Annotated in this window: 22 protein-coding genes and 1 riboswitch; of the genes, 12 read left to right on the forward strand and 10 right to left on the reverse strand. The window is 70.7% G+C overall.

Going from position 1 to position 24,618, the window contains the following annotated elements; genetic code table 11:
• Nucleotides 1-29 precede the first annotated feature (29 nt).
• The 3 genes from ORI60_RS37895 to ORI60_RS37905 form a co-directional block, all read right to left on the reverse strand.
• Entirely contained in the window at nucleotides 30-1,952 is a 1,923-nt protein-coding gene (locus ORI60_RS37895) for a putative cobaltochelatase (RefSeq protein ID WP_266042845.1), read from the reverse strand.
• Between the two features lie 37 nt (nucleotides 1,953-1,989).
• Nucleotides 1,990-2,126: riboswitch (cobalamin riboswitch) on the reverse strand.
• 30 nt (nucleotides 2,127-2,156) lie between these two features.
• A complete protein-coding gene (locus ORI60_RS37900; protein WP_266042846.1) occupies nucleotides 2,157-3,116 on the reverse strand; it encodes a threonine aldolase family protein in 960 nt (319 codons plus the stop codon).
• A 10-nt stretch (nucleotides 3,117-3,126) separates the two neighbouring features.
• Nucleotides 3,127-3,633 carry a helix-turn-helix domain-containing protein gene (locus tag ORI60_RS37905; protein WP_266042847.1) on the reverse strand — a complete coding sequence of 169 codons (507 nt, stop codon included), beginning with the start codon at nucleotides 3,631-3,633 and terminating at the stop codon, nucleotides 3,127-3,129.
• A gap of 83 nt (nucleotides 3,634-3,716) precedes the next feature.
• Here ORI60_RS37905 and ORI60_RS37910 point away from each other — a divergent pair, with 83 nt between their 5' ends.
• On the forward strand, nucleotides 3,717-4,550 hold the full coding sequence (locus ORI60_RS37910) for a quinone oxidoreductase family protein (RefSeq protein ID WP_266042848.1): 834 nt from the start codon (nucleotides 3,717-3,719) through the stop codon (nucleotides 4,548-4,550).
• Here the strand turns inward: ORI60_RS37910 and ORI60_RS37915 are convergent.
• Nucleotides 4,534-5,595, reverse strand: a complete 1,062-nt coding sequence (locus ORI60_RS37915; protein ID WP_266042849.1) for a hypothetical protein — start codon at nucleotides 5,593-5,595, stop codon at nucleotides 4,534-4,536. The genes ORI60_RS37910 and ORI60_RS37915 overlap by 17 nt on opposite strands.
• A 43-nt stretch (nucleotides 5,596-5,638) precedes the next feature.
• Between ORI60_RS37915 and ORI60_RS37920 the strand changes: the two genes are divergently transcribed.
• Entirely contained in the window at nucleotides 5,639-6,832 is a 1,194-nt protein-coding gene (locus tag ORI60_RS37920; protein ID WP_266042850.1) for an 8-amino-7-oxononanoate synthase, read from the forward strand.
• On the opposite strand, the gene ORI60_RS37925 is transcribed toward ORI60_RS37920, so the two are convergent.
• Both ORI60_RS37925 and ORI60_RS37930 read right to left on the reverse strand, forming a co-directional pair.
• Nucleotides 6,786-7,244 (reverse strand): GNAT family N-acetyltransferase, encoded by a 459-nt coding sequence (locus tag ORI60_RS37925; RefSeq protein WP_266042851.1) that lies wholly within the window; start codon nucleotides 7,242-7,244, stop codon nucleotides 6,786-6,788. The genes ORI60_RS37920 and ORI60_RS37925 overlap by 47 nt on opposite strands.
• Nucleotides 7,245-7,257: 13 nt before the next feature.
• A complete protein-coding gene (locus ORI60_RS37930) occupies nucleotides 7,258-7,992 on the reverse strand; it encodes a serine protease (protein ID WP_266042852.1) in 735 nt (244 codons plus the stop codon).
• A gap of 148 nt (nucleotides 7,993-8,140) precedes the next feature.
• On the opposite strand from ORI60_RS37930, the gene ORI60_RS37935 reads away from it, so the two are divergent.
• Entirely contained in the window at nucleotides 8,141-8,749 is a 609-nt protein-coding gene (locus ORI60_RS37935) for a LysE family translocator (protein ID WP_266042853.1), read from the forward strand.
• A gap of 15 nt (nucleotides 8,750-8,764) precedes the next feature.
• Nucleotides 8,765-10,960: an ATP-binding protein gene (locus tag ORI60_RS37940; protein ID WP_266042854.1), complete on the forward strand. Its 2,196-nt coding sequence runs from the start codon at nucleotides 8,765-8,767 to the stop codon at nucleotides 10,958-10,960.
• A 1-nt stretch (nucleotide 10,961) separates the two neighbouring features.
• Here the strand turns inward: ORI60_RS37940 and ORI60_RS37945 are convergent, their stop codons facing one another.
• Both ORI60_RS37945 and ORI60_RS37950 read right to left on the reverse strand, forming a co-directional pair.
• The gene (locus ORI60_RS37945; protein WP_266042855.1) at nucleotides 10,962-11,738 is read right to left on the reverse strand and encodes a S1 family peptidase; all 777 of its coding nucleotides are present in this window, start codon (nucleotides 11,736-11,738) and stop codon (nucleotides 10,962-10,964) included.
• A 15-nt stretch (nucleotides 11,739-11,753) separates the two neighbouring features.
• Complete coding sequence (locus tag ORI60_RS37950) at nucleotides 11,754-12,776, reverse strand: M48 family metallopeptidase (RefSeq protein ID WP_266042856.1); 1,023 nt, start codon at nucleotides 12,774-12,776, stop codon at nucleotides 11,754-11,756.
• A 69-nt stretch (nucleotides 12,777-12,845) separates the two neighbouring features.
• On the opposite strand from ORI60_RS37950, the gene ORI60_RS37955 reads away from it, so the two are divergent.
• From ORI60_RS37955 to ORI60_RS37970, 4 genes are read left to right on the forward strand one after another with little or no spacing between them, the layout of a single operon-like run.
• Entirely contained in the window at nucleotides 12,846-13,742 is an 897-nt protein-coding gene (locus tag ORI60_RS37955; RefSeq protein ID WP_266042857.1) for an alpha/beta hydrolase, read from the forward strand.
• 34 nt (nucleotides 13,743-13,776) lie between these two features.
• The gene (locus ORI60_RS37960) at nucleotides 13,777-15,651 is read left to right on the forward strand and encodes an ABC transporter ATP-binding protein (RefSeq protein WP_266042858.1); all 1,875 of its coding nucleotides are present in this window, start codon (nucleotides 13,777-13,779) and stop codon (nucleotides 15,649-15,651) included.
• On the forward strand, nucleotides 15,648-16,283 hold the full coding sequence (locus ORI60_RS37965; protein WP_266042859.1) for a CatB-related O-acetyltransferase: 636 nt from the start codon (nucleotides 15,648-15,650) through the stop codon (nucleotides 16,281-16,283). Before ORI60_RS37960 ends, ORI60_RS37965 begins: the two co-directional genes overlap by 4 nt.
• The gene (locus ORI60_RS37970; RefSeq protein WP_266042860.1) at nucleotides 16,280-16,819 is read left to right on the forward strand and encodes an AAA family ATPase; all 540 of its coding nucleotides are present in this window, start codon (nucleotides 16,280-16,282) and stop codon (nucleotides 16,817-16,819) included. Before ORI60_RS37965 ends, ORI60_RS37970 begins: the two co-directional genes overlap by 4 nt.
• A 3-nt stretch (nucleotides 16,820-16,822) precedes the next feature.
• On the opposite strand, the gene ORI60_RS37975 is transcribed toward ORI60_RS37970, so the two are convergent.
• On the reverse strand, nucleotides 16,823-17,482 hold the full coding sequence (locus ORI60_RS37975) for a hypothetical protein (RefSeq protein ID WP_266042861.1): 660 nt from the start codon (nucleotides 17,480-17,482) through the stop codon (nucleotides 16,823-16,825).
• Between the two features lie 95 nt (nucleotides 17,483-17,577).
• On the opposite strand from ORI60_RS37975, the gene ORI60_RS37980 reads away from it, so the two are divergent.
• Entirely contained in the window at nucleotides 17,578-19,458 is a 1,881-nt protein-coding gene (locus tag ORI60_RS37980) for a patatin-like phospholipase family protein (protein ID WP_266042862.1), read from the forward strand.
• 107 nt (nucleotides 19,459-19,565) lie between these two features.
• Nucleotides 19,566-20,609, forward strand: a complete 1,044-nt coding sequence (locus ORI60_RS37985; RefSeq protein WP_266042863.1) for a hypothetical protein — start codon at nucleotides 19,566-19,568, stop codon at nucleotides 20,607-20,609.
• Here ORI60_RS37985 and ORI60_RS37990 read toward each other — a convergent pair.
• Nucleotides 20,582-21,418, reverse strand: a complete 837-nt coding sequence (locus ORI60_RS37990; protein WP_266042864.1) for an SAM-dependent methyltransferase — start codon at nucleotides 21,416-21,418, stop codon at nucleotides 20,582-20,584. The two genes, ORI60_RS37985 and ORI60_RS37990, sit on opposite strands and share 28 nt — an antisense overlap.
• Nucleotides 21,419-21,464: 46 nt before the next feature.
• Here ORI60_RS37990 and ORI60_RS37995 point away from each other — a divergent pair, with 46 nt between their 5' ends.
• Both ORI60_RS37995 and lon read left to right on the forward strand, forming a co-directional pair.
• Nucleotides 21,465-22,175, forward strand: a complete 711-nt coding sequence (locus ORI60_RS37995) for a hypothetical protein (RefSeq protein WP_266042865.1) — start codon at nucleotides 21,465-21,467, stop codon at nucleotides 22,173-22,175.
• A gap of 76 nt (nucleotides 22,176-22,251) precedes the next feature.
• Entirely contained in the window at nucleotides 22,252-24,600 is a 2,349-nt protein-coding gene (gene lon, locus ORI60_RS38000; RefSeq protein ID WP_266042866.1) for an endopeptidase La, read from the forward strand.
• Nucleotides 24,601-24,618: the final 18 nt, after the last annotated feature.

Genomic DNA, 24,618 nt, shown 5'->3' on the forward strand with positions numbered 1-24,618 from the left:
CGCCGGGAAGCTGGTCGTCCGGCGCGAACTCACGCGGCCCGGACGACGCCGGCGAGGTGGTCGGCGCTGAGCTGGTCGAGCTGGACGCAGGTGCCCCGCAGCGCGTCGGCGATCTTCTGGGCGAGGCCGAGGCGGACGTGGCCCTGTTCGCAGTCCACGACCACGACAGCGGTCTTCTCGAGCAGTCCGGCGGCCTTCAACGCGTCCTTCGTCGGGTCGCCGCCCAGGCCGGACGACGTCGCGCGGCCGTCCGTCAGCAGCACCACGAGCGGGCGCTTGCGCGGGTCGCGCATCCGTTCGACCTCCAGGACGCGGTGGGCCTTCAGCAGGCCGTCGGCGAGCGGCGTCCGGCCGCCGGTGCGCATCTTCTTCAGGCGCGTGGCCGCCGCGTCGACCGACGTCGTCGGGGGCAGCGCGAGCTCGGCCTGGCTGCCGCGGAACGTCACCACGCCGACCTTGTCCCGGCGCTGGTAGGCGTCGCGCAGCAGCGAGATCACCGCGCCGCTGACGGCCGACATCCGCTTCTGCGCGGCCATCGAGCCGGAGGCGTCGACGACGAAGAGGACGAGGTTCGACTCCTTGCCCTCCCGGACGGCCTTGCGCAGGTCGGCGGCGGTGAGCAGCAGTCCGGGACCGCTGCGCCCCCGCTCCGCCTGGTGGGGTGCCGCGTTCGTGAGCGTGTCGACCAGGTGCAGGCCGCTGCCGTCCACCTTGGACGAACGGACGATCCGGCCGGTGCGGGCGCGGGCCCGGGAACGCTTGCCGGGCGCGCCTTCGCCGACTCCGGGGACCTCCAGCAGCCGCGCCTTGAACGCGGGCGCGGGCTCCGGTGCCGGACGGTCCTGGGGCGCGTTCCCGTTGCCCTTGGGGCCTTCCTGCGGTTCGGGCAGCTCACCACCGCCGGGACCGTCGTCGTCCGGGCCTTCGTCGTCCGGGCCTTCGTCGTCCGGTTCCCCGGCGTGCTCGGCCGCCTCGCGCATCGCGTCCTCGAGCTGCTGCTCCTCGATGCCGGGCTCGTCGAACGGGTCGCGGCGGCGCCGGTGCGGCAGGGCGAGCCTGACCGCCGCCTCGACGTCCTGCTCCTCGACCTCGGTCGCGCCCCGCCAGGCCGCGTGGGCGGTGGCGGTACGGGCGACGACGAGGTCCGCGCGCATGCCGTCGACCTCGAAAGCCGCGCAGACGGCGGCGATGCGGCGCACCTCACCGTCCGGAAGGGACACGTGGGGCAGCCTGGTGCGCGCGTCGATGATCTGCTGCTTGAGCGCGGCGTCGTGGTCCGACCAGACGGCGGCGAACTCCCCGGGGCTGTTCTCGTAGCCGAGCCGGCGCTTGATCACCTCGTAGCGCGTGGAGACGTCCCGCGACGCCTTGACGGCCACCGTGAGCCCGAACCGGTCGAGCAGCTGCGGCCGCAGCTCGCCCTCCTCCGGGTTCATGGTGCCCACCAGCAGGAACTGCGACGGGTGCGAGACCGAGACGCCCTCGCGCTCGACGTGCGCGCGACCCATCGCGGCGGCGTCGAGCAGCAGGTCGACCAGGTGGTCGTGCAGCAGGTTGACCTCGTCGACGTAGAGCACGCCGCGGTGCGCCGCGGCCAGCAGGCCGGGCTGGAACGCCCGCACGCCCTCGGTCAGGGCCTTCTCCAGGTCGAGCGAGCCGACCAGCCGGTCCTCGGTGGCGCCGACGGGCAGTTCCACGAGCCGGGCCGGGCGCCGTTCGACACCGTCGTGCGGCGCGTCGGGGCAGTCGGTGGTGCCCGGCGCGCAGCCGAAGCGGCAGCCCCGGGACACGTCGAGCTCGGGCAGCAACGCGGCGAGGGCGCGCACGATCGTCGACTTCGCCGTGCCCTTCTCACCGCGGACGAGCACGCCGCCGATGGCGGGGTGCACCGCGTTCAGCAGCAGGGCGAGCCGGAGGTCGTCATGGCCGACGACAGCCGAAAAGGGGTACATGCTCGGCGAAGTCCTTCCTCGGGTGTCCACGCCCGCGGTCGGTGATCAAGAGGGGAACGAGTTCCTGACTCCCGGTTCTCTCACTACCGGTCACAGTCGCGGGACGGCGCCGGATTCGCACCGGCTTCCTCGCACTCCCCTCACAGCCCCGGCATCGTCGCACTTCGCACCGCCAGGTCCAACAGCCAGGTGAGCGACGTCGCCCTAGATCAAGCTCTGGAACTCCGCCCAGGCCTGCCGCACCTCGTCCGCCGTCCACTCCAGGGCGGGCTCGGCGATGGTGATCTCGCTCTTCGCGAGCGTCCCCTCCCGCCAGAAGTTGCCGAGGAACTCACCGCTCACCTCGGTCAGCCGCCGCGGGTCGCCGGGCAGGTGCAGCGCGAACTGGTGGGTGTGCGGCTCGGGCAGCCCCATGGCCGACGCCACGACCTTGGCGTGCTCGACGTACGTGCCGAGCCTTGGCAGCACGGTGTCCAGGCCGTGCAACGCGGACAGCGCCGCCGGCCACTGCTGGAACAGCATGCCGCCGTACCGGTGCCGCCACACCCGTGCCTGGTCGACGAAGTCCTGGGTGCCGGCGAGCGCGGCGCCGGAGATGCCTTCGAGGGACTTGTAGAACGACACGTAGACCGAGTCGAACAGGCCCGCGATCTCCGGCAGCGGCTTGCCCAGGCCGAAGGTGCTCTCCCACAGCCGAGCGCCGTCGAGGTGCACGACCGCGTCCCGTTCACGGGCGGCTTCGACGAGCGAGGTCAGCTCGTCGAAGGAAGGCAGGACGAACCCGGCCTCGCGGTCCGGCACCTCCAGCAGCAGCGTCCCGTACGGCTCAGGGCAGGTCGCGACCTCCGAGTTCGGCACCTTGATCGGCCGCAGGCCGGACAGCACGGTGAGCGCGTCGTCCTCGTGGTTGAGCTGGTGGGCCCGCGGGTGCATCGCCACGATCGGGTTCTGCGTGCGGTCCGCCCAGCACTTGAGGGCGATCTGCTGCGCCATGGTCCCCGTCGGCACGAACAGCGCGGCCTCGGTGCCCAGCAGCTGCGCGACCCGCGTCTCCAGCGCGCCCACCGGGCCGCCGTCGCCGTAGCGGTCGGGGTCGACGTCCGGCACCGGGCCGAGCCTCTCCAGGAGCGTCTTCTTGCGGGTTCCGGAGAGCTGTCGGTTCATCACACCGGCATCAAACCTCAGCGGCGAGCGTGTCGGCGAGCGAGATGACGCCCGCCCGGATCTCGTCGGCCGTCATGCCCTGGGCCAGCAGGAACTCGATGTGCTCGCCGCGCAGCACGGCCAGCAGGGTGTGCGCCCTGAAGGTCGAGCCGACCAGTTCGGCGAGCCGCTCGACGGTGATGCGGAAGTTGCCCTCGCAGCTGCGCACCGTCGTCCGCTCGACGGCGATGACCAGCGGCAACGACGCCAGCACGTGGTCGAACAGGGTGCCCGCGAACTCCCCTGCCGTGCGGCACTCCAGCGACGCGACCTGGATCCACGAGGCGGCCGTCTCGTCGACCACCGCCCGGACCAGTCCCGCCTTGTCGCCGAACCGCCGGAACACCGTGCCCTTGCCGACCCCCGCCGCCGTGGCGACGTCCTCCACCGACACGGTTTCGATACCTCGCTCGCTGATCAGCCGGGTGGCGGCGGCCAGGATCGCGGCACGGTTGCGGGCGGCGTCGGCGCGTTCCACGGGCTCTCCCTCGACACAAGCGGACTGATGGTCCGTATAGTAGCAACCGGACCGACGGTCCGCTTATCCAGGGGAGGACGACGATGAAGGCAGTGCGGTTCCACGAGTTCGGCGGGCCCGAGGTGCTGAGGGTCGAGGAGGTGCCGGACCCGGTCGGCGACACGCTCGTCGACGTCACCGCGATCGGCCTCAACTACGGGGAGACGGTCATCCGCAGGGGCAAGGGCCGCGAGCTGTTCCCGTGGTACCCGGGACCGGGCCTGCCGGCCGTGCTGGGCTCGGAGGTCGTGGGCACCACCGCGGAGGGCCGCCGGGTGATGGGCGTCCCGCGCGACGGCGCGTACGCCACGAAGGCCGTCATCGAGCACCCGGTCGACGTGCCAGACGGCGTGAGCGACCACGAGGCGCTCGCCCTCCTGCTGCAAGGCACCACCGCGGTCGCGGCGGCCAAGGCGGCGCGGATCCAGCCCGGCGACCGGGTGCTGGTCGAGGCGGCGACCGGCGGTGTCGGCAGCCTGCTGGTCCAGCTCGCACAACGGGCGGGGGCGACGGTCCTCGCCGCGTCCAGCAAGGGCGGCATCGGCTACGACTGGGACGACCTCGACCCGGTCGACGTCGTGTTCGAGTCGATCGGCGGCGCCGTCGGAAGACGTGCGTTCGAGCTGCTCAGGGACGGCGCCGGGCGGATGGTCGTGTTCGGGTACGCCAGCGGCGAGCCGCTGGACGTCACCGCGAGCGACATCTTCCGCAAGGGCGTCGCGGTCATGGGCCTTTCGCACGGCACCACGCCCGAAGAGGTGCTCGGCATGGGCCTCAAGCCCGTGCTCGGCGACGTCTACCGGTTCGACGAGATCGCCGAGGCGCACCGCGCACTCGAGGCCCGCACCACGACGGGCAAGCTCATCGCGCGACCGTGACCGACTTCGGCGCGCGGAACGACAGCAGGTTCAGCCACTCCGGCTCCGGCCCCACCAGGTGCAACGACGGCTCGTGCTCGGCGACGGTCCGCAACGTGACGGCGGCCTCCAGCCGGGCCAGCCCCGCCCCGAGGCAGAAGTGCCGGCCGTAGCCGAACGCGAGATGCCGGGGGTCGGTCTCCTTGCCGCTCAACAACAACACGAGCTCCGCACCGGCAGGTACGCGCACACCGGACAGCACGACCTCACGCGCGGTCAGCCGCCGCCACGTCACCACGGGCGTCTCGGTCCGCAGCACGTCCTCGACGAACGACTCGGCGACGCCGGGTTCGGGCAGCCGCGCCCACAGCGAGCGGTCCTGCAACGCACGGCGCAACGCCGTGGACAACAACTGGGTCGTCGTCTCCTGGCCCGCGATCAGCAGGAAGTAGCAGAGACCGGCGGAGTCCTCGGCGGACACTCCGGCGTCGGCCAGCGCGCAGAACAGCTCGCCGTCCCGCGCGTGGTAGCGCTTGACCAGCCACTGGTGGAAGTCGCCGACGTCGTCGACCAGCTCCATCTGCCGTTCGCGGGTGATGTCGCCCCAGAAGAACTCCAGCGAGCCGGTGCTCCAGCGCTTCAGCGTCGGGATGTCGACGTTCGGCAGCCCCAGCAGGTCCATCAGCACGATCGCGGGCAGGTCCCACGCGAGCGAGCGCACGAGATCCGTGCCACCCAGGCGTTCCGAAACCAGGGACCGGATGCGAGGCTCCGCAGCGGCGACACGGGCCGGCGTGAAGAACGAGGCCACGAGCCGCCGCAGGCCGGCGTGCGACGAGGACCCGTTGTTCGCGAGCGTCGGCGGCAACGAGAAGCGGGCCCTCACCAGGGCGCGCAGGGCGGCCGGAGCCACCGGGGTGACGGCGGTCAGCGCGTTGTCGGGCAGGAAGGTGACCGGATCGGCCAGCACGGCGCGCACGTCGTCGTAGGCCGAGACCACCCAGCGGCCGCCGATGAACTGCACCGGCGAGGTGAGTTCGGCGCGCGTGAAGGTGAACAGGTCCACGAGCGGCACGCTAGCGGGCGGATGGGAGACTCGGTCGGTGACCGTGAGCACAACTGAGGTGATTTCCAGCGGTGGTGAGTCGACGCTCGACTGGATCGACGTCCGCTCTGAAGCGAGGGCCAAGGCCGGTCTGAGCCGGCGGCTGCGGCCGCGCACGTCGGACTCGACGGACCTCGACCTCGCGAGCAACGACTACCTGGGCCTCGCCAAGGACAAGCGCGTCGCGGGCGCGGCGGCCGCCGCCACGCTGAAGTGGGGCTCCGGCTCGACGGGATCGCGCCTGGTCACGGGCTCAACGGAGCTGCACGCCGAGCTGGAGTTCGAGCTCGCGAACTTCTGCGGCTCGCAGTCGGCGCTGGTGTTCAGCAGCGGGTACATGGCGAACCTCGCCGCGGTCACGGCGCTGACGGGCCCCGGCACGGCGATCGTCGCCGACCAGCACATCCACGCCTCGCTGATCGACGGCACGCGCCTGTCCAAGGCCGATGTCGTGGTCGCGGACCACTGCGACGTCGGCAAGGTCCGGCACGCGCTGGAGACGCGCGGCAAGCGACGCGCGATCGTCGTCACGGACTCGGTGTTCAGCGTCGACGGCGACATCGCTCCGCTGAACGAACTGCACGACGTCTGCCGCGCCACCGGTGCGGCGCTGGTGGTCGACGACGCGCACGGCCTCGGTGTCGTCGGGCCGGGTGGCCGGGGCGCGGTCGCCGAGGCGGGCATCATCAAGGCGCCGGACGTGATCACCACGCTGACGCTGAGCAAGTCGCTGGGTGCGCAGGGCGGCGCGGTCCTCGGCCCGAGCCGGGTGATCAGGCACCTGATCGACACCGCGCGGCCGTTCATCTTCGACACCGGTCTCGCGCCGAGCAGCGCGGCGGCGGCCCTCACGGCGATCAAGATCCTGCGCGAGGAGCCGGACCGCCCCGAGCGGGCGCTGACCGTGGCGCACGACCTGAGCAACCGCCTGAAGGAGGCCGGTTTCCAGGTCAGCACGCCGACCGCGGCCGTGGTGAGCGTGCGGGCGCCCTCGCCGGAGCAGGCGTTCCAGTGGGCCGAGACGTGCCGCACGAGCGGTGTCGTCGTCGGCTGCTTCCGGCCGCCGTCGGTGCCGGACCAGATCAGCAGGCTGCGGCTCACCGCGCGCGCCGATCTGACCGAGGCCGACATCGAGCGCGCGGTGCGCGTGATCAGGGAGAGCGCCGCATCCGCAGGTGTGGAATCCCGTCCTCGATGAACTCCTCGCCCTCGGCGACGAACCCGAACGACGCGTAGAAGTCGACGACGTACGTCTGCGCGTCGAGCACTGACGGCGCGTTGCCGATGTCCACGAGCGCGGCCTGCATGAGCCGGCGGCTGTAACCGCGGCCGCGGGCCATGCGCGCCGTGGCGACGCGTCCGACGCGGAACGTGCCGTCGGGTTCTTCGAGCAGCCGCAGGTAGGCGAGCGGGTCGAGCGTTCCCTCCGTCTCCAGCCAGAAGTGCCGCGTGCCCTGTTCGAGATCACGGCCGTCCACGTCGGCGTAGACGCAGTTCTGCTCCACGACGAAGACGTCCTGGCGCAGCCGCAGGATCGCGTAGAGCTGGGCGGGGCTCAGATCGAGCCCCCACTGCCTGCGCAGGGTGGCGGGAAACTGTGTGGTTCGCACCTGGTCGTGGATATCAGAAGCCCAGCGTCTGCCGGTAGTTCGCGAGCCGGGTGTAGACACCGGGTTCATCGGGCCGCGCGCAGCCGCGACCGAACGACACGACGCCCGCGAGCCTGCCGCGCACCACGAGCGGACCGCCCGAGTCGCCGGTGCAGGCGTCCCGGCCACCGCGCCCGGCGCACAGCATCGCGCCCTGCCGGTAGTCCGGTTCCTTCTGCAGGCACTCGGAGTCGGGCAGGATCGGCACCGTCACCTTGCGCAGCGACATGGCGGGCGGGGAGTCCTCGGCGGTGCGGCCCCAGCCGAGCACCACGCCGTCGTCACCGGTCTCGCCGAGCGCGATCGTCCGGTACTGGAGGGCCTGGGCCAGCGTCAGGACCGCCACGTCGTCGCCCTTGGTGACCTCGACGTAGTCGGGGTGCCGCCACACGCTCGCGACCGCCGCCTCGACGCCCTCCACCTTGCTCCGGAGGTCCGTGCGGCCGGCGACCACGCGCAGCTGCTCGGCGGGACGCTGGTTCTTGCCCAGCACGCCCTTCGGCACCACGCAGTGCGCGGCGGTCACGACCTTGTCCGGGGCGACGAGCGCGCCACCGCAGATCAGCTGACCGTCCGTGGTGGTGATCGCCACAACCCACGGGGTGTCGGCCACCCGCGCGGGTGTCCCCCCGACGATCGCATCCGCCGACGTCGCACCGCTGACCAGGGCGATCACCGCCACCAGCACGGCAAAACGCTTACCCCTCACGGACCACTCCTCGTTGCGCCAGGTGGACGATCGGTCACCAACGGTAGCGATCGCGCTAGGACGGCGTCAAAACCGGAGATTCTCGTGTTAGTGTCCCATTAGGCCGGAGATTTTGCGGTCAGTGGCGTAGATCACGGGGGTATGTACGGTGTTGTTCGACTTCGGCCAGGTTCCGGCCTTCCTCATCGCGTGCGCGGTCGTCATCGTGACCCCCGGCGTGGACGCGTTCCTGCTCCTGCGCACGTCACTGCGGTCGGGCACCCGCGCGGGCCTGCTCGCGCTGGGCGGTATCCACACGGCCGCGGCGGTCCAGGTCGCACTGGTCATCTCGGGCCTCGGGGTGGTGCTGGCGCAGTACCCGATGGTGCTCGCGGCACTGCGCTGGATCGGCGCCGGCTACCTGCTCTACCTGGCGATCTCCATCACGCGCGGGCTCGTCAAGCGCACCGGGGACGCCCCGGAGGAGGTCATGAGCGCGCGGCCGTTCCGGCAGGGCTTCCTGACCAACATCACGAACCCCAAGATGATCCTGTTCTCGCTGGCGTTCCTGCCGCAGTTCATCGGATCGGGTGAACCGGCACCGCAGCTCGCGATGCTCGCGGTCGTGTTCCTCGGACTCGCGGCGGTGTGGGAGCTGATGATCGTCCTGGCGGCGTCGCGGGTGGCCGGGAAGCTCAAGCGGCCTGGCGTGACGACGGCGCTCGACGCGGTCTGCGCCGCCGTCTTCCTGACCATGTCCGTGGGCCTCGTGCTCTGAGGCACACTCGGTGACGTGGTGGATCGACTGCAGTCACTGCGCGACGCGCTGGCCGCACGTTCCGGCGAGGCCGTGCCGTTCGACGTGCTGACCGCCGAGGTGTGGCCCGACGAGCCGCCGATGCATCCGCGCGCGGCGTTGCGGACGCTGGTCAGCCGGTTGCGCGGCACCGAGCAGGTGATCACCGAACCGACCGGGTACCGGCTCGTGCCGCGGCCTCCCGCTCCGTGCCAGCTGCCCGCCGACCTGCCGGACTTCGTGGGCCGAAGAGAAGAGATCGCGCGGCTGGAGCTCCTCGACGCACCTGTGCGGGCGATCACCGGACTGCCCGGAGTCGGCAAGACCGCGCTCGCGATCAGGGAGGCGCACCGGCTGCGGCCCCAGTTCCCGGACGGGCAGCTCTACGTCGACCTGCGCGGCTTCTCCACCGGGCCGTCGATGACGGTCGAGCAGGCGCTCGCGCGGTTCGTGAAGGCGCTGGGCGGCGGGCCGGACGACGACTACCGCGAGCTCCTGCGCAACCGGCGGGTGCTGGTGGTGCTCGACAACGCGACCGCCGAGGTGGTCGAGCCCCTCCTGCCCGCCACCCCCGGCTGCGCCGCGCTGATCACGAGCCGCCAGGACCTGCCGCGGTTCGCGCAGGTCACCCTGCCCGTGCTGACCGAGCAGGAGGCACGGGAGCTGCTCAAGGGCATGCGGGTCGACGGCGACACGAGCGAGCTGGTCAGGCTGTGCGGACGGCTGCCGCTGGCGTTGCGGATCGCCGGGGCGAACCTCGCCGGGCGGCATCTGCCGGACTACGTCGAGGAGCTGCGCGAGCACCGCCTCGAGGCGCTGGAGATCGACAACGACGACACGGCCGTGCAGGCGACGTTCGACCTGTCGTACCGGAAGCTCTCGCCGCGGGCGCGCCGGACTTTCGACTTCCTCGGCGCGGTGCCCGGCCCGGACGTTCCGCGCGACCTGGCCGGAGCCGGAGCCGACGAGCTGGTCGCGGCGAACCTGGTGCAGCGCGATGGCGACCGCTACCGGCTGCACGACCTGCTGCGCCTCTACGCGCACGAACGGGCGACCGAGCAGGACCGGCGGACCGTGTTCGACTGGTACCTCAGGCGGGCCGACGGAGCCGAAGCCCGGATGCAGATCGGTTTCACCCGCCTGCTCCCGTCCACTCCGGACCCCGTCGCGTTCGCGGACCGCGAGGAGGCGATGGCCTGGTTCGAGGTGGAACGGCCGAACCTCGTCGCGCTCGCCGCCGACCGCGCGGACGCGGCGCTGGTCGTGGCCATCAGGCCGTACCTGCTGCTCACCGGCCAGTACGCCGACCTGCGCACGGTCGCGCGCGCCGCGCTGGACGGCGGCGAGACCGGGCAGCGCGCGGCGGCGATGCGGGTGTGCCTCGCGCACCTCGACTGGCGGTCCGGCGAGCACCGGACGGCGATCGAGCACAGCGAGCGGGCCATCGCCGAGTACCGCGCCGCCGGCTCGCAGGCCCCGGAGGCCGCCGCGCTCAACACCCTCGCCGGGATCTACCACGACCTCGGTGAGCTGGACCGCGCCCGCGAGCACCTCGCGTCGGCGATCGAGCTCTACGGACCCAACGGCATGCGGGCACAGCTGATCGGCGGTCTCGGCAACCTCGGGCTGGTCGACCTGGAGCTCGGCAGGCTCTCCTCCGCCGAGGACGCGCTGCGCCGGTCCGTCGAGCTGGCCAGGGAGATCGACGACTGGCAGCACCTCGCGAACGGCCTCAGCAACCTCGGCGTCGTGCTCGCCGCCCGGCAGCGGCACGCGGACTCGGAGGCCGCCTTCAGCGAGTCCCTCGACCTGGCGCGCCGGCACGGGCTGCGACCGGTCGAGATGTCCGCGCGGGTCGAGCACGCGGAGCTGCTCATCGCCACCGGTCGCCGCGAACAAGCTCGTGACCAGGCGGAACGCGCACTGGAACTGGCAGGGGACGACGACCTCTTCATCGAGGTCGACGCCTGCCTGGTGCTCGCGGAGGTCAACCGCTCTGCCGCCGAGTACGACGAGGTGCTGCGCCGCGCGACGGACGCCGGGTTCCGCATCATCGAGGTGCGCGCCCTGGCGGGCAAAGCCGCGCTGACGCGGGACGAGGCGTTGTACGACAAGGCGATCGAACGAGCGGAGAGCGCCGGACTGCGCTACCGCGCCGACCTGGTCAGGAAGCTCCGCTCAGCTACGTCGTGACCTACGGGTCGACAACCGCCGGCGGCGAAGCGTCGACGACCGAGTGGAGCTCCTCGGCGTAGCGGGAGATCCGGACGTACACGCCCGGCTTGTTCCTGCGCGCGCAGCCCTCGCCCCACGACGTGACGCCGACGAGCTTGCCGCCCACCACGATCGGGCCGCCCGAGTCGCCCTGGCAGGTGTCGACCTTGCCGCCCTCGTACCCGGCGCAGAACATGTCCGCCTTCACGAACTGCGGGTAGGTGTCCACGCAGAACTCGTCCGGCAGCACCGGCAGGCTGGCCTGCATCAGGAAGCGGGACGTCTTGCCGTTCTCGGACGTGCGCCCCCAGCCGAGCGCGCGCAGCATCGTGCCGGGCTCGTACAGCGCCTGGTCGGACGGTTCGGCGAACGGCAGCGGCTCGTACGGCAGCGGCTCCTGCAGGGTCAGGACGGCGACGTCCTCGCCCTCGTCCGCGGAGACGTACTGCTGGTGGATCCAGATCTTCGCGACACCGGCCACCACCCCGGCCCTGCGGTCCTGCTTGTCCTCGCGACCGGCGACGACCTGCAGTTCCCTCGGCGAGCGGCCGAGCGCGCAGTGGGCGGCGGTGAGCACCTTCGACGGTGCGACGATCGTGCCGCCGCAGAACTGGGCGCCGCGGGCGTCGACCAGGTAGACGGCCCACGGGTTGGCCTTGATGGACGCCCGCTCGCCGCCGACGATCCGTTCGTCGGCGGCGGCGGTGCCCGTTGCGGCGAGCATTGTGGAGAGAACCAACACCAGGAGTCGTCTCATGACTCCAGATGGTAGCTACTCAGCTGAGCCATTTGGAGCAACCTTGCTCCAGAGTTTTCCGGCAGCGCCCATGACCGACTCGCCGATGTCGTTGATCGTCTTGATCAACGGGTCGGCGGAGTTGCTCATGGACTCCTTGTACGACCGGGCCGCGCCCTTGATGTCGTCGGTGAGGTTGGTCGTCGGCCGGTCGTCCTCGCGGCGCGCGTACGTGCCGGTCAGGATCTCGCGGTACTCCTCACTCGCCGACCAGCGCTGCAGCTCGGCGGCCCGCACCACGACCAGCGGGTGCGTGCGGTGCTCGGTGTGCAGGAGCTTGAGGAGGCTGTCGCGGATGTCCTCGACCTCCTCGTACTCCTTGGCCTGGGCGAGGAACGACGCGATGTCGACCTGGCCACCGAGGTCACCGGCCAGCGCGAGGTGCGTGCGCAGCGCGGCCTGCGGGTCCTGGCAGGCGAGCAGCCCGGCCCGGTCGCAGGAGAGCTCGGTCTTGCGCTGCCACTCGCGCAACGCCGCGATGACCGCGCGCATCGCGATCGCGCCCGCGGGCACCCACGCGAAGGACGTGGTCAGGTCGATCAGCCGGCGCAGCAGCGTGTTGTACAGCGCGTGGCCCGACATCGCGTGGCCCATCTCGTGACCGATCAGGAAGCGCAGCGACTCGTTGTCGAGCAGGTCGACCGAGCCGGTGCTGATCACGATGAACGGCTTGTCGATGCCGTAGGTGTAGCCGTACGCCTGGGCGTTGCGCTCGACGAAGAGCTCGGGCACCTCGGCCAGGTCGAACGTGGCCGCGACCTCGTTGCGGATGCGGTCGAGCTGCGGGTACTGCTTGGGGCCGACCCGGACGGAGGACGCCACCTGGAGCAGGCGCTCACCCCGCTCGGTGAAGGCTCCGGCGACCGCCTTGAGGATCGGTGCCACGGCGGGCACCGCCCTCAGCACCGCGAGGGCGCCTCGGTCGGCAGGGTGCTCATAGGCGCGCGGGCTGATGCCCGGGAACCGCACTCTCGATGACTGCTCAATGTCCCCCGTCATTCCCCCAGGTTAGACACGATCCGGACAAGCCTGCAGGGAATCGGCGTCAGACCGTTGCAAACTTGCCCGGTGAGCAGCGACGAAGACACCACAGTTCTGCCGTTGCGCGGCGGAGCCTCCGCGACCCTGGTCCGCCGGCGCGCCGCGGCCAACGACCGGGGCGCGATCCTCTACGTGCACGGTTTCGCGGACTACTTCTTCCAGGAGCACGTGGCCGAGCACTACACGGCCCAGGGGTACGACTTCTACGCCGTCGACCTGCGGGGATACGGCCGGTCGCTGCGCGACGGCGAGGTGCCCAACTACACGACCGACATGGCCGTGTACTTCGAGGAGATCGACGCGGCGATCGCCGTCATCCGTGAAGAGCACTCGCGGGTGGTCCTCATGGGCCACTCGACCGGTGGCCTCACCACGTCGTTGTGGGCGCATGAACGGCGCTCCAGCGACCTCATCGACGCGTTGGTGCTCAACAGCCCGTGGCTGGACGTCGTCGAGCCACCGCTCATGCGGCGGGTCGTGAAGCTCATCGGCGGCATCGCGCCGAAGGTGAAGATCCGCGCGAACCTCGGTGACGCGTACGGAGCCGCGATCCACAACTCGCGCAACGGGGAGTGGGACTTCGACCTGAAGTGGAAGCCGCTCGCGGGCTTCCCCGTGCTGGCCGGGTGGATCCGCGCGGTGCTGCTGGCGCAGGAGAAGGTCCACAAGGGACTCGACGTGCGGGTGCCGGTGCTGGTGCTGCACTCCGACAGGAGCATGTTGAACGCTCGTGAGTGGAGCGAGGACGTCTCGAAGGCGGACGCCGTGCTCGACGTCGAGGGAATGCGCAAGTGGGGTCCGAAGATCGGATCATCGGTCAAGGTCGTGGAGATCAAGGCCGGCATGCACGACCTGTTCCTGTCGCCCGAGCCGGTGCGTGCGGCGGCCCTGGCCGAGGTCGACGAGTTCCTGAAAACAGCTTGACCTCGTTGTAGGTCGAGGTTCGAGACTGGTCGTCATGAACATCGACTTCAACGCCTGGTACGCGCTCGAAAGCGCGATGCAGGACGAGCAGAGCCGTCGCGTGAGCCGGGCGACGTTGAAGCGTGTCGCCCGGTTCGCCCACCCGCAGCGCCGTGCCGTGTACGCGTTGCTCGCCACCAGCGCGGTCGCGGCCGTGCTCGCGGTCGCCTCCCCCGTGCTGGCCGGACGGGTCGTCGACACCATCATCGGCGGCCGCGACTTCGGTCTGGTCGTGTGGCTCGCGCTGGCGATCGCCGGCGTCGCGGTGCTGGAGGCCGGGTTCTCGCTGGCCGAGCGGTGGCAGTCGTCGCGGGTGGGTGAGGACCTGATCCTGCGGCTGCGCCAGGCCGTCTTCGACCACGTGCAACGGATGCCGATCGCGTTCTTCACCCGCACGCGCACCGGTGCGCTGGTGTCGCGGCTGAACAACGACGTGATCGCGGCGCAGCGGGCGTTCTCCGAGACGATCTCCGGCGTCGTCACGAACGTGATCGCGCTGGTCCTGACCCTGGTCGTGATGCTGACGCTGTCGTGGCAGGTCACGCTGCTCGCGATGGTGCTGCTGCCGATCTTCCTGATCCCGGCGCGGCGGATGGGCAAGCGTTTGGCGTCCATGCACCGCGAGGCCGCGAACCTCGACTCGGCGATGACCACGCAGATGACCGAGCGGTTCTCCGCTCCGGGCGCGACGTTGATCAAGCTGTTCGGGCGGCCGTCGCTGGAGAGCGCCGAGTTCGGCGCGCGGGCGCGGCGGGTGCGCGACATCGGCGTGCGGACCGCGGTGGCGCAGTGGCTGTTCCTGGTGGCGCTGACGCTGGTGTCGTCGCTGGCACTGGCGCTGGTCTACGGCCTGGGCGGGTACTTCGTGTTCGCCGGGGAGATGGCTCCCGGCACGATCGTGACGCTCGCGCTGCTGCTGACGAGGCTGTACGCGCCGTTGACGGCGCTGGCCGGCGCACGGGTGGACGTGATGACGGCGCTGGTGTCGTTCGAGCGGGTCTTCGAGGTGCTGGACCTGCCGCCGCTGATCAAGGAGAAGCCCTCGCCGGTGTCCGTGCCCGACGGGCCGGTGTCCGTCGAGTTCTCCGACGTGAAGTTCGCCTACCCGTCCGCGGACAAGGTGTCGCTGGCCTCGCTGGAGGAGGTGGCGACGCTCGACACCCGCGGCGGCGAGGAGATCCTGGGCGGGGTGTCGTTCGTCGCCGAGCCCGGTTCGCTGATCGCGCTGGTCGGCGCGTCGGGCGCGGGCAAGTCGACGATCGCGTCGCTGGTGCCCCGCCTGTACGACGCGGACTCCGGCGCCGTGCGGCTGTCCGGTGTGGACGTCCGCGACCTGTCGTTCGACTCGATCCGCGAGACCGTGGGCATGGTGACGCAGGACGGGCACCTGTTCCACGAGTCGATCGGCGCGAACCTGCGGCTCGCCGCCCCCGCGGCCACCGACGAGGAGATCTGGGACGCGCTGACCCGCGCCCGGCTCGCGGACCTGGTGTCGTCGCTGCCGGATCAGTTGGACACCGTCGTCGGCGAACGCGGCTACCGTCTTTCGGGTGGCGAACGGCAACGGCTGACCATCGCGCGGTTGCTGCTGGCCAAGCCCCGCGTGGTGATCCTGGACGAGGCGACCGCGCACCTGGACTCGCGATCGGAGGCCGCCGTGCAGGAGGCGCTGGTCGAGGCGCTCGCCGGCCGGACGTCGCTGGTGATCGCGCACCGGCTCTCGACCATCCGGGCGGCCGACCAGATCCTGGTCGTGGACAAGGGGCAGATCGTCGAACGTGGTACGCATGAAGCGTTGCTGGCCCTGGAGGGCCACTACGCCAAGCTGTACCGCACTCAGTTCAGCGAAGAGCCGATCGGAGCACCGTGACCATCCCCTCGCCCGACAACCTCTACCCGTTGCCGGACTACGCGCGCACGGTGCTGCTCAAGCCGTTGGTGAAGAACCCGCAGATCGAGATCGGCGAGTACACCTACTACGACGACCCGCACCACGCCACGGAGTTCGAGCAGCGCAACGTGCTCTACAACTACGGCGCGGAAAAGCTGGTCATCGGACGCTACTGCGCGCTGGCGGAGGGCGTGCGGTTCATCATGTCCGGCGCCAACCACAGCATGGCGGGCGTGTCGACGTTCCCGTTCACGATCTTCGGCGGCGTCTGGGGCGAGAAGACGCTCGACATCGCGCTGGGAGCACCGAGCCGCGGCGACACGGTGGTGGGCAACGACGTCTGGATCGGCTACAACGCGGTGATCATGCCGGGCGTGCGGATCGGCAACGGCGCGATCATCGCCGCCGGTTCGGTGGTCGTGTCGGACGTCCCGGCGTACGGCATCGTGGGCGGCAACCCGGCCGGGTTGATCAAGAGGCGGTACAGCGACTCGGACGTCGAGCTGCTGGAACGCATCGCGTGGTGGGACTGGCCGGTGGAGAAGGTGACGGAACACGTCCGCGTGATCATGGCAGGCACGCCCGCCGAGCTCGCGGAGATCGCCGGGTGAAGGCCCTGCTGATCACCGGTCCCGTCGGCGTGGGCAAGACGACGATCGCCGAGGCCGTCGGCGCGCGGCTGGCCGAGGCGGAGGTCCCGCACGCGTTGATCGACCTCGACTGGCTGTCGTCGTGCTGGCCCGCGCCGGCGGACGACCCGTTCCACTTCTCCTTGCAGCTGCGGAACCTCCGGGCCGTGGTGCGCAACTACGTCGACGCCGGCGTGCACCGCGTCGTGCTCGCGGGCGTCGTGGAGAGCCGGGCCGACCGCGAGCGGTACGCCGAGGCCATCGGCGCGAAGCTCAACGTCTGCCGGCTGAAGGCGGACCTGTCCGTCCTGCACCGGCGGCTCGCGCGGCGGCACCACGACGAGGCGGATCTGCGGTGGCACCTGAACCGGGCCGAGGAGCTGGAGATGCTCTTCGCGGCATCCTGGATCGAGGACTTCGTGGTCGACGCCGACCAGCCGGTGGCCGAGGTGGCGCAGGACGTGGTCACCGGGTGGCTGGCCGCGGAACGGCTCCCGATCGAGTCGGCGTCCGACTGAACGTCAGATCGGGTAACCGGTCGCGATGACTTCGTCGGCGACGGCGGCCAGGGTGGTGGCGGGGTTGAGCGCGGTCACGACGTCCGCGGTCAGCGGCAGCCCGGCGTAGAAGTGCCGCACCGCGCCGAGATCGACCGGCATCTCGTAGTAGTCCTGCGCCCAGTCCTGGAACGCCTCGGGCGTGCCGTCGGTCAGCAGGGCGAACAGCCAGTCGGCCCCGTCATCGCCGTCGTCGGGGAAGGCGATGTCCCCATGCCGCCAGGCAGTGTCGCCGTGTTCACGCCACAGGCACACCGTGAGGTACGGCATGTCGAACTCATCAGTGAACGCCGGTTCCTCGACGCACGCCCGAAACACGTCGGGCACGGTGTCGAGCACACCGGGCCACGGCTCGTCGTCATCGGTGGCGTAGGGACTCATGGGCGACTCGTGGTCGAAGCCGCGCACGAACGCCCCCGCGGCCGTGAACACGATGTCGTACTCGTTGCCCGCTCCGTCCCGCTTGGACGCCAGCTCCTCACCGGGCGCCCAAGCGGTGCCGTAGAGGTGGTGCCGGTCATCGCTGTCAGGGCTGAGCACGACGTCCAGCGCGGCCTGCGCACGGCACAGCGCGCGCAGTTCCGGGATGGCGGGCAGGCGCCGAGCGACGTCGTACACGGTCATACCCGGCATCCAAGCAGGCAGTGCACGACACCTGTTCACCGTGGCGTCCGAGTGATTTTTCCGACGGACCGCGTTGATCGCGCGATCATGGGCACATGGAGTACGACCGCTACTGCGACCTGACCATGCGGGGCGGCACGACCAGCGGAGTCGTGTACCCCCTCGCGGTCGCCTCGCTGGCCCGCCACTACGAGTTCAAGCAGATCGGTGGCGCGTCCGCCGGAGCGATCGCCGCGGGGTTCACGGCGGCGGCCGAACGCGGCCGCGCCTCGGGTGGCTTCGAGAAGCTGGCCGGGCTGATCGACTGGTTCACGTCCGGGTCGGGCGCCGAGCGGTGGCGGATGGCGCAGCTGTTCCAGCCCGGCGAGAAGACGCGTGCGCTGTACCGGATCGTGGTCGCGTCCATGCAGAAGCGGGAGACGACGGGGCGCAGCGCGATCTCGTGCCTGTTCTTCGCGCTGCTCGGCGCCGTCGGGTGGCGCGCGAAGTCCGTGCTGGCGCTGATGGCGTTGCTGTGGCTGGGCGGTCCCGTGCTGTTCTCGGCGTACCTCGCCCCCGCGGCTTATCCGGGCTGGCTCGCGGCGGTCGTCGTCCTGGTGGCGCTGGCGTGCCTGGTGATCGTGCTGTGGCCGTTGCGGTCGAGTCTGCCCTGGCCAGCCTGGGTGTTCGTGGCGGTGCCGCTCGTGCTGGGGCTGGCGTTCTCCCGGCATTACGCGACCGCGGCGATCGTGTTGCTGGTGTGGCTCGTGCTGTCGCTGGCGGCCGTCAGCGCACTGATCGTCACGTACGGGTACGCGATGCAGCGGTTCCTGGCGAACCACGCGCGGTCCATCCACTTCGGACTCGTGCCCGGCACCGGCGACTTCAGGCCGTCGTGGCTCGACCGGCTGGCCGGGGTGCCGAAGTCGACGGGCGTGCCGCCACTGGCGGACTGGGTCACGGACCAGCTCGACGACATCGCGGGAACGTCCGAGGCGTTGACGTTCGGCGACCTCGGCGACATCAACCTCGTGCTGATGACGACCGACCTGTCCGAGGGACGGCCGTACCGGTTGCCGTTCAAGGAGGAGTGGCAGTACTGCGACGAGTGTCTCGGCCACGTGCTGCCGCGCCGGGTGGTCGAGCAGCTCAACGGTCCCGAGACGGCTTCGAAGTGCCCGCTGCACGAGTACATGCCGTTGCGGGAACTGCCTGCACGCGACCAGCTGCCGGTCGTGCTCGCCGTGCGGATGTCGCTGTCGTTCCCCGGCCTGATCGCCGCCGTGCCGCTGTGCCGGGACGGGCGCGTGCACTGGTTCTCCGACGGTGGCATCACCAGCAACTTCCCGATCCACTTCTTCGACGCGCTGCTGCCGCGCTGGCCCACGTTCGGCCTGAGCCTGCAGCCCTTCCCGAACGGCGACACGAACGAGGTGTGGCTGCCGGAACAGGACGCGTCGGCCTCGGGCACGCCCTACTCGTCGATCGGTTCCGTGCCGCGGTTCCTCGTGTCCATCCTGGACACCTTCCTGGACTGGCGCGACACCATGCAGTCGGCGCTGCCCGGCTACCGGGGCCGCATCGCGCACGTGCGCCAGTCGGCCGACGAGGGCGGCTCGAACCTGTTCATGCCGCCGGCCACGATCCGCAAGCTCGCGCTGCGCGGCCAGCGGGCAGGCGACCTGCTGCGCGAACGCTTCCAGCAGCAGCGCAACACCGACCGCTACCGCTGGATCCGGCTGCGGATCGCCCTGCGCGAGTACCACGACCTCGGCGCGCAGGCGGCCGACCGCGACGCGCTGTACGAGGAGCTGTTGCGGCGGTTCGAGATCCCCGAGGAGCTGCACGACTGGTTCCGCACTCCCCCTGTCGACGGTGATCCGTTCCGGGACGGGATCGAGGTCGCGCTGGACCACGTCGGGCGGCTCGAGAACGACGGGCCGTTCGACGGGGTGCCGCCGGTCGACCCGGATTTGCGGCTGACGCCGCCCGAGTAGGCGCGCTAGCCTGGTCCCGTGACGCGATTTAGCCACCCCCGACCCGCGTGGGTGGCGCGCGCCTGAAATTCCCGTTGGTCGGGGGACTTCCGCACCCACTCGACCAGATGAACGGGAAACCCATGTACCGCACCGAAGAACTCGTGCACGCCCTGAACGTCCGCGACCTCACCGATCCCGCGCAGGGCCCGCACGCGATGCAGCTCCTGATCGGCGACCTCGCGGCCGTGCTGGACCGCCCGAGGGAAGTCCGCCACCACCCGCTCGTCCCGGTGGAGCACAACTACGAGCACCTCGGCTACCCGCGCGACGCGATCACCCGCGACGCCCGGTACACCAGGTACGTCAGCGAGACGTGCATGCTGCGCAGCCACACCACGGCGATGATCCCGCCCGCGCTCAGGACCGCGTCCCCGGACGTGACGCTGCTCTGCCCCGGCCTCGTCTACCGCCGCGACACGGTCGACCGCCTGCACACCGGCACACCGCACCAGCTCGACGTCTGGCGGATCAGCACCGCTCCCGAACCGCTCGACGACCTGATCCACGCGGTCGTCACGACCCTGTTGCCCGGCAGGCGTTATCGCACGACCGACGCCGAACACCCGTACACCACGCACGGCAAGCAGATCGACGTCGAGCACGACGGCCGGTGGGTCGAGGTCGGCGAGTGCGGACGGGCCGCGCGGCACGTGCTGAAACACCACCCGCACGGCCTGGCGATGGGACTCGGCCTGGACCGGATCCTGATGCTGCGCAAGGGAATCCCGGACATCCGCCTGCTGCGCAACCCGGACCGGCGCATCAGCGCGCAGATGCTGGACCTCACCGAGTACCGGCCGATCTCCCGGCACCCGGCCGCGATCAGGGACATCTCGATCGTCGCGAACGCCGACGAAGACGCCGAGACGCTGGGCGACCGGATCCGCGCGCTGGTGCCCGAGGACGTCGTCGAGGAGATCGAGATCCTCAGCGAAACGCCGTCGGAACAGCTGCCGGCGCACGTCCAGGAGAGGCTGGAAGCGAAACCGGGCCAGAAGAACGTGCTCATCCGCGTGACGATGAGGGCGCCGGAGCGCACCCTCACCGACCGCGAGACCAACGAGATCAGGGACAGGCTGCTTCAGGGCTTGCGGGCGACGGCGCCGTAGATGCCCACGTGGGCTTCGTCGAAGGAGTCCGGGCGCCAGTCGTTGACCGCGACGACGCCCGGCTCCAGCATCTCCATGCCGTCGAAGAACCGCGTCACCTCGGCGTGCGTGCGCATCGTGAGCTTGTTGTCCGAGTTGCTGTAGATCTTGGCGACCTCACGTGCCTCGGCGAGCTCCTCGTCGGACAGCGTGTCCCAGGTGGCGTGGGTGATGGCGAGGTACGAACCGGACGGCAGGTCGGCCATGTACTGGGCGATGGCCTCGTACGGGCTGTCGGTGTCCGGGACGAAGTGCAGCGCGGCGATCACGAGCACGCCGACCGGGCGGGAGAAGTCGAGCGTCTCGCGGGCGCCGGCGAGGACCGTGGAGGTCGCGCGGAGGTCGGCGAGGATCGCGTTGGCGTTGGGGTTGTCGGCCAGCAGGGCGTTGCTGTGCGAGACGGCGACCGGCTCGAAGTCGACGTAGACGACGCGGGCGTCCGGGTTGTCGTGCTGGGCGATCTCGTGGACGTTGCCCACGGTCGGGATGCCCGATCCGAGGTCGAGGAACTGGTCGACGCCCTCCGCCATCAGGTGGCGGACGACGCGGCGCAGGAACGAGCGGTTCGCCTGCGCGCTCTGGGCGACGCCGGGGAAGATCTGCTCCACCTGCTTGGCGGCGGCGCGGTCGGCTTCGAAGTTGTGCGAGCCACCCAGGTAGTAGTCGTACATCCGAGCCACGCTCGGACGCGTGACGTCGACCGTGGACGGGACCCACTTCAGCTCTTCCATCACGTGCGCATCCTCCGTCGTCGCCGCACGGGTGTCCACCGCCACACCACCGAACCGAGATGGTTTCGGTCACGTGTGGAGAACCATGCACTCCAGCACCGCTGAACGCCACGCGAGGTTCCGCCTTCTCAGGGAACGCTCGCCGGTGCACTTCGACGCCGATATCGGCGGGTGGTGCATCACCCGTTACGACGACGTGCTCACAGTGCTCGGCATCGATTCCGGTGATCCGGAACCGCTACCCAAAAGGGTGATCGCGCACGCCGTGAAGCTCGCCCGGCCGGTGATCACCCTGAGCACGCTCGAAATGCTCGACGCCGACGACTGCCTGTTCGCGCGGTCGGTCGCGGCGACGGCGGCGGAGGCGTTCACGCTCGCGCACGGCGTGGAGGCGTTCGCGGCCAGCGCCTTGGCCACCACCCAGGCGTTCCTGGTCAACGCGTTGCGCGCACTGCGCGACCACCCCGGTCAGGCCGAGCTGCTCAGGACCTCCCCGGAGCTCGCCAGGGACGCCACGGAGGAGCTGCTGCGGTTCGACACCCCGATCCCCGTCGCTCCCGCGCGCCGCACACCCCACCCGGTCGTGCTGAGCGGGCGTACGGTCGAGGCAGGTGAGGTGCTCGTGCCGGTCGTCGCGGCGGCCAACCGGTGTTCGGTGAGGTTTCCCGGTGGCGACCGCCTCGACCTGCGCCGCAGGCCCGTCGGTGTGCTGGCCGCATGTCCCACGAGCACCGCGCTCGCCCGCGTGACCGGCGAGATCGCGCTGGTCAGACGCCTCCGGGCAGCCGCTCGCTGACAGCGAACACGGCAGGGGAACACCAACCCGCTCCATTTGGTTGAGCGATACAGACTCAACTTTGGAGGGTGACGAGATGGGCGAGACTCTGGCCCTGCCGGTTCTGCCGCTGGACGACGTCGTGGTGCTGCCCGGCATGGTGGTGCCGATCCGCATCTCCGGTGCGGACGCGAGCGCCGAGGCCCGTGCGGCCGTAGACGCGGCTACGACGGCGGCGAATCATCAAGTGCTGCTCGTCCCCCGGCTGGACGGGAAGTACGCAGCAGTAGGCACACTGGCCGAGATCGAACAGGTGGGCCGCCTGCCCGGTGGCGAACGCGCCGCCGTCGTGCGCGGCACCAAGCGCGTGCGCATCGGCACGGGCACCACGGGGCCGGGTGCGGCGCTGTGGGTCAACGCGACGATCGCGGACGACTCCCCGATCACCGACCGGACCCGGGAGCTCGCGAAGCAGTACCGCGCTCTCGTGACCAACATCCTGCAGACGCGTGGCGCGTGGCAGATGGTCGACTCGGTGCAGCAGATCAGCGACCCGTCCGCGCTGGCCGACCTCGCGGGCTACGCCTCCTACCTCGACGACCAGCAGAAGATCTGGCTGCTGGAGACGAGTGACGTCACCACCCGGCTGGAGAAGCTGGTGGAGTGGGGTCAGGCGCACCTGACCGAGCTCGACGTCAACGAGACGATCGCGAAGGACGTCAAGGAAGGCGTCGAGAAGCAGCAGCGGGAGTTCCTGCTGCGCCAGCAGATGGCCGCGATCCGCAAGGAGCTGGCCGAGCTCGACGGCAAGCCGGCGACCGAGCAGGAGGACTACCGCGCCCGCGTCGAGGCGGCGGACCTGCCGGAGAAGGTCGCGAAGGCCGCGCTGGCCGAGGTCGACAAGCTGGAGCGCACCTCCGAGCAGTCGCCCGAGGTGGGCTGGATCCGGACGTGGCTCGACACCGTCCTCGAGATGCCGTGGAACGAACGGACCGAGGACTCCTACGACATCAAGGCGGCGCGCGAGATCCTCGACGCCGACCACGCGGGCCTCGACGACGTGAAGCAGCGCATCACCGAGTACCTGGCCGTGCGCAAGCGCCGTGCCGACCGCGGCATGGGCGTCGTGGGCGGCCGTCGTTCCGGCGCCGTGCTCGCGCTGACGGGCCCTCCCGGCGTCGGCAAGACGTCGCTCGGCGAGTCCGTGGCACGGGCGATGGGCCGCAAGTTCGTGCGTGTCGCCCTGGGCGGCGTGCGCGACGAGGCCGAGATCCGCGGCCACCGCCGGACGTACGTCGGCGCGTTGCCGGGCCGGATCGTCCGCGCGATCAGCGAGGCCGGTTCGATGAACCCGGTCGTGCTGCTCGACGAGATCGACAAGGTCGGTTCCGACTACCGCGGCGACCCGACTGCGGCATTGCTGGAGGTGCTGGACCCGGCGCAGAACCACACGTTCCGCGACCACTACCTGGAGGTCGAGCTCGACCTCTCGGACGTGGTGTTCCTCGCGACCGCGAACGTGCTGGAGTCGATCCCGGCGCCGCTGCTCGACCGCATGGAGCTCGTGCAGCTCGACGGCTACACCGAGGACGAGAAGGTCACGATCGCCAGCGGTCACCTGCTGCCGCGCCAGATCGAACGCGCCGGCCTCACGCCCGAGGACGTCACGTTCACCAAGCCGGCGCTGCACCAGCTCGCGGGCGAGTACACGCGGGAAGCCGGTGTGCGGCAACTGGAACGGGCTCTCTCGCGCATCCTGCGCAAGGTGACCGCGAAGGTCGCCCTGGGCGAGGAGGAACTGCCGATCACGGTCGACCAGCCGTCGCTGAGGTCGTACCTGGGCAGCCCGAAGAACACGCCCGAGTCGGCGGAGCGCACCTCCGTCCCAGGCGTGGCGACGGGTCTGGCCGTCACGGGTGTCGGCGGCGACGTGCTGTTCATCGAGGCCTCGCTGGCCCCGAAGGACACCGGCGCGTCCGGCGTGACGCTGACCGGTCAGCTGGGCGACGTGATGAAGGAGTCCGCGCAGATCGCGTTGTCCTACCTGCGTTCGCACGACCAGAAGGCCGCGGCGCTGGCAGACCGGGGAGTGCACATCCACGTCCCGGCGGGCGCGGTGCCGAAGGACGGTCCGTCCGCGGGCGTCACGATGACGACGGCACTGGCGTCGCTGCTCTCGGGCCGCCCGGTGCGCTCCGACGTGGCGATGACGGGCGAGATCTCGCTGACCGGCCGGGTGTTGCCGATCGGTGGCGTGAAGCAGAAGCTGCTGGCCGCTCACCGCGCGGGCATCACGACCGTGCTGCTGCCGCAGCGCAACGAGCCGGACCTGGAGGACGTGCCTGAGTCGGTGCGCGAGCAGCTGACGGTGCACTTCGTCTCGGACGTGGCCCAGGTGCTGGAGCACGCGCTCTCGACGGAGACCGTCGCGACCGCGGCGGCGTAACGGAAGAGACCCCTCGTG

The organism is Lentzea sp. NEAU-D7 (assembly GCF_026242055.1).
Taxonomy (GTDB): domain Bacteria; phylum Actinomycetota; class Actinomycetes; order Mycobacteriales; family Pseudonocardiaceae; genus Lentzea.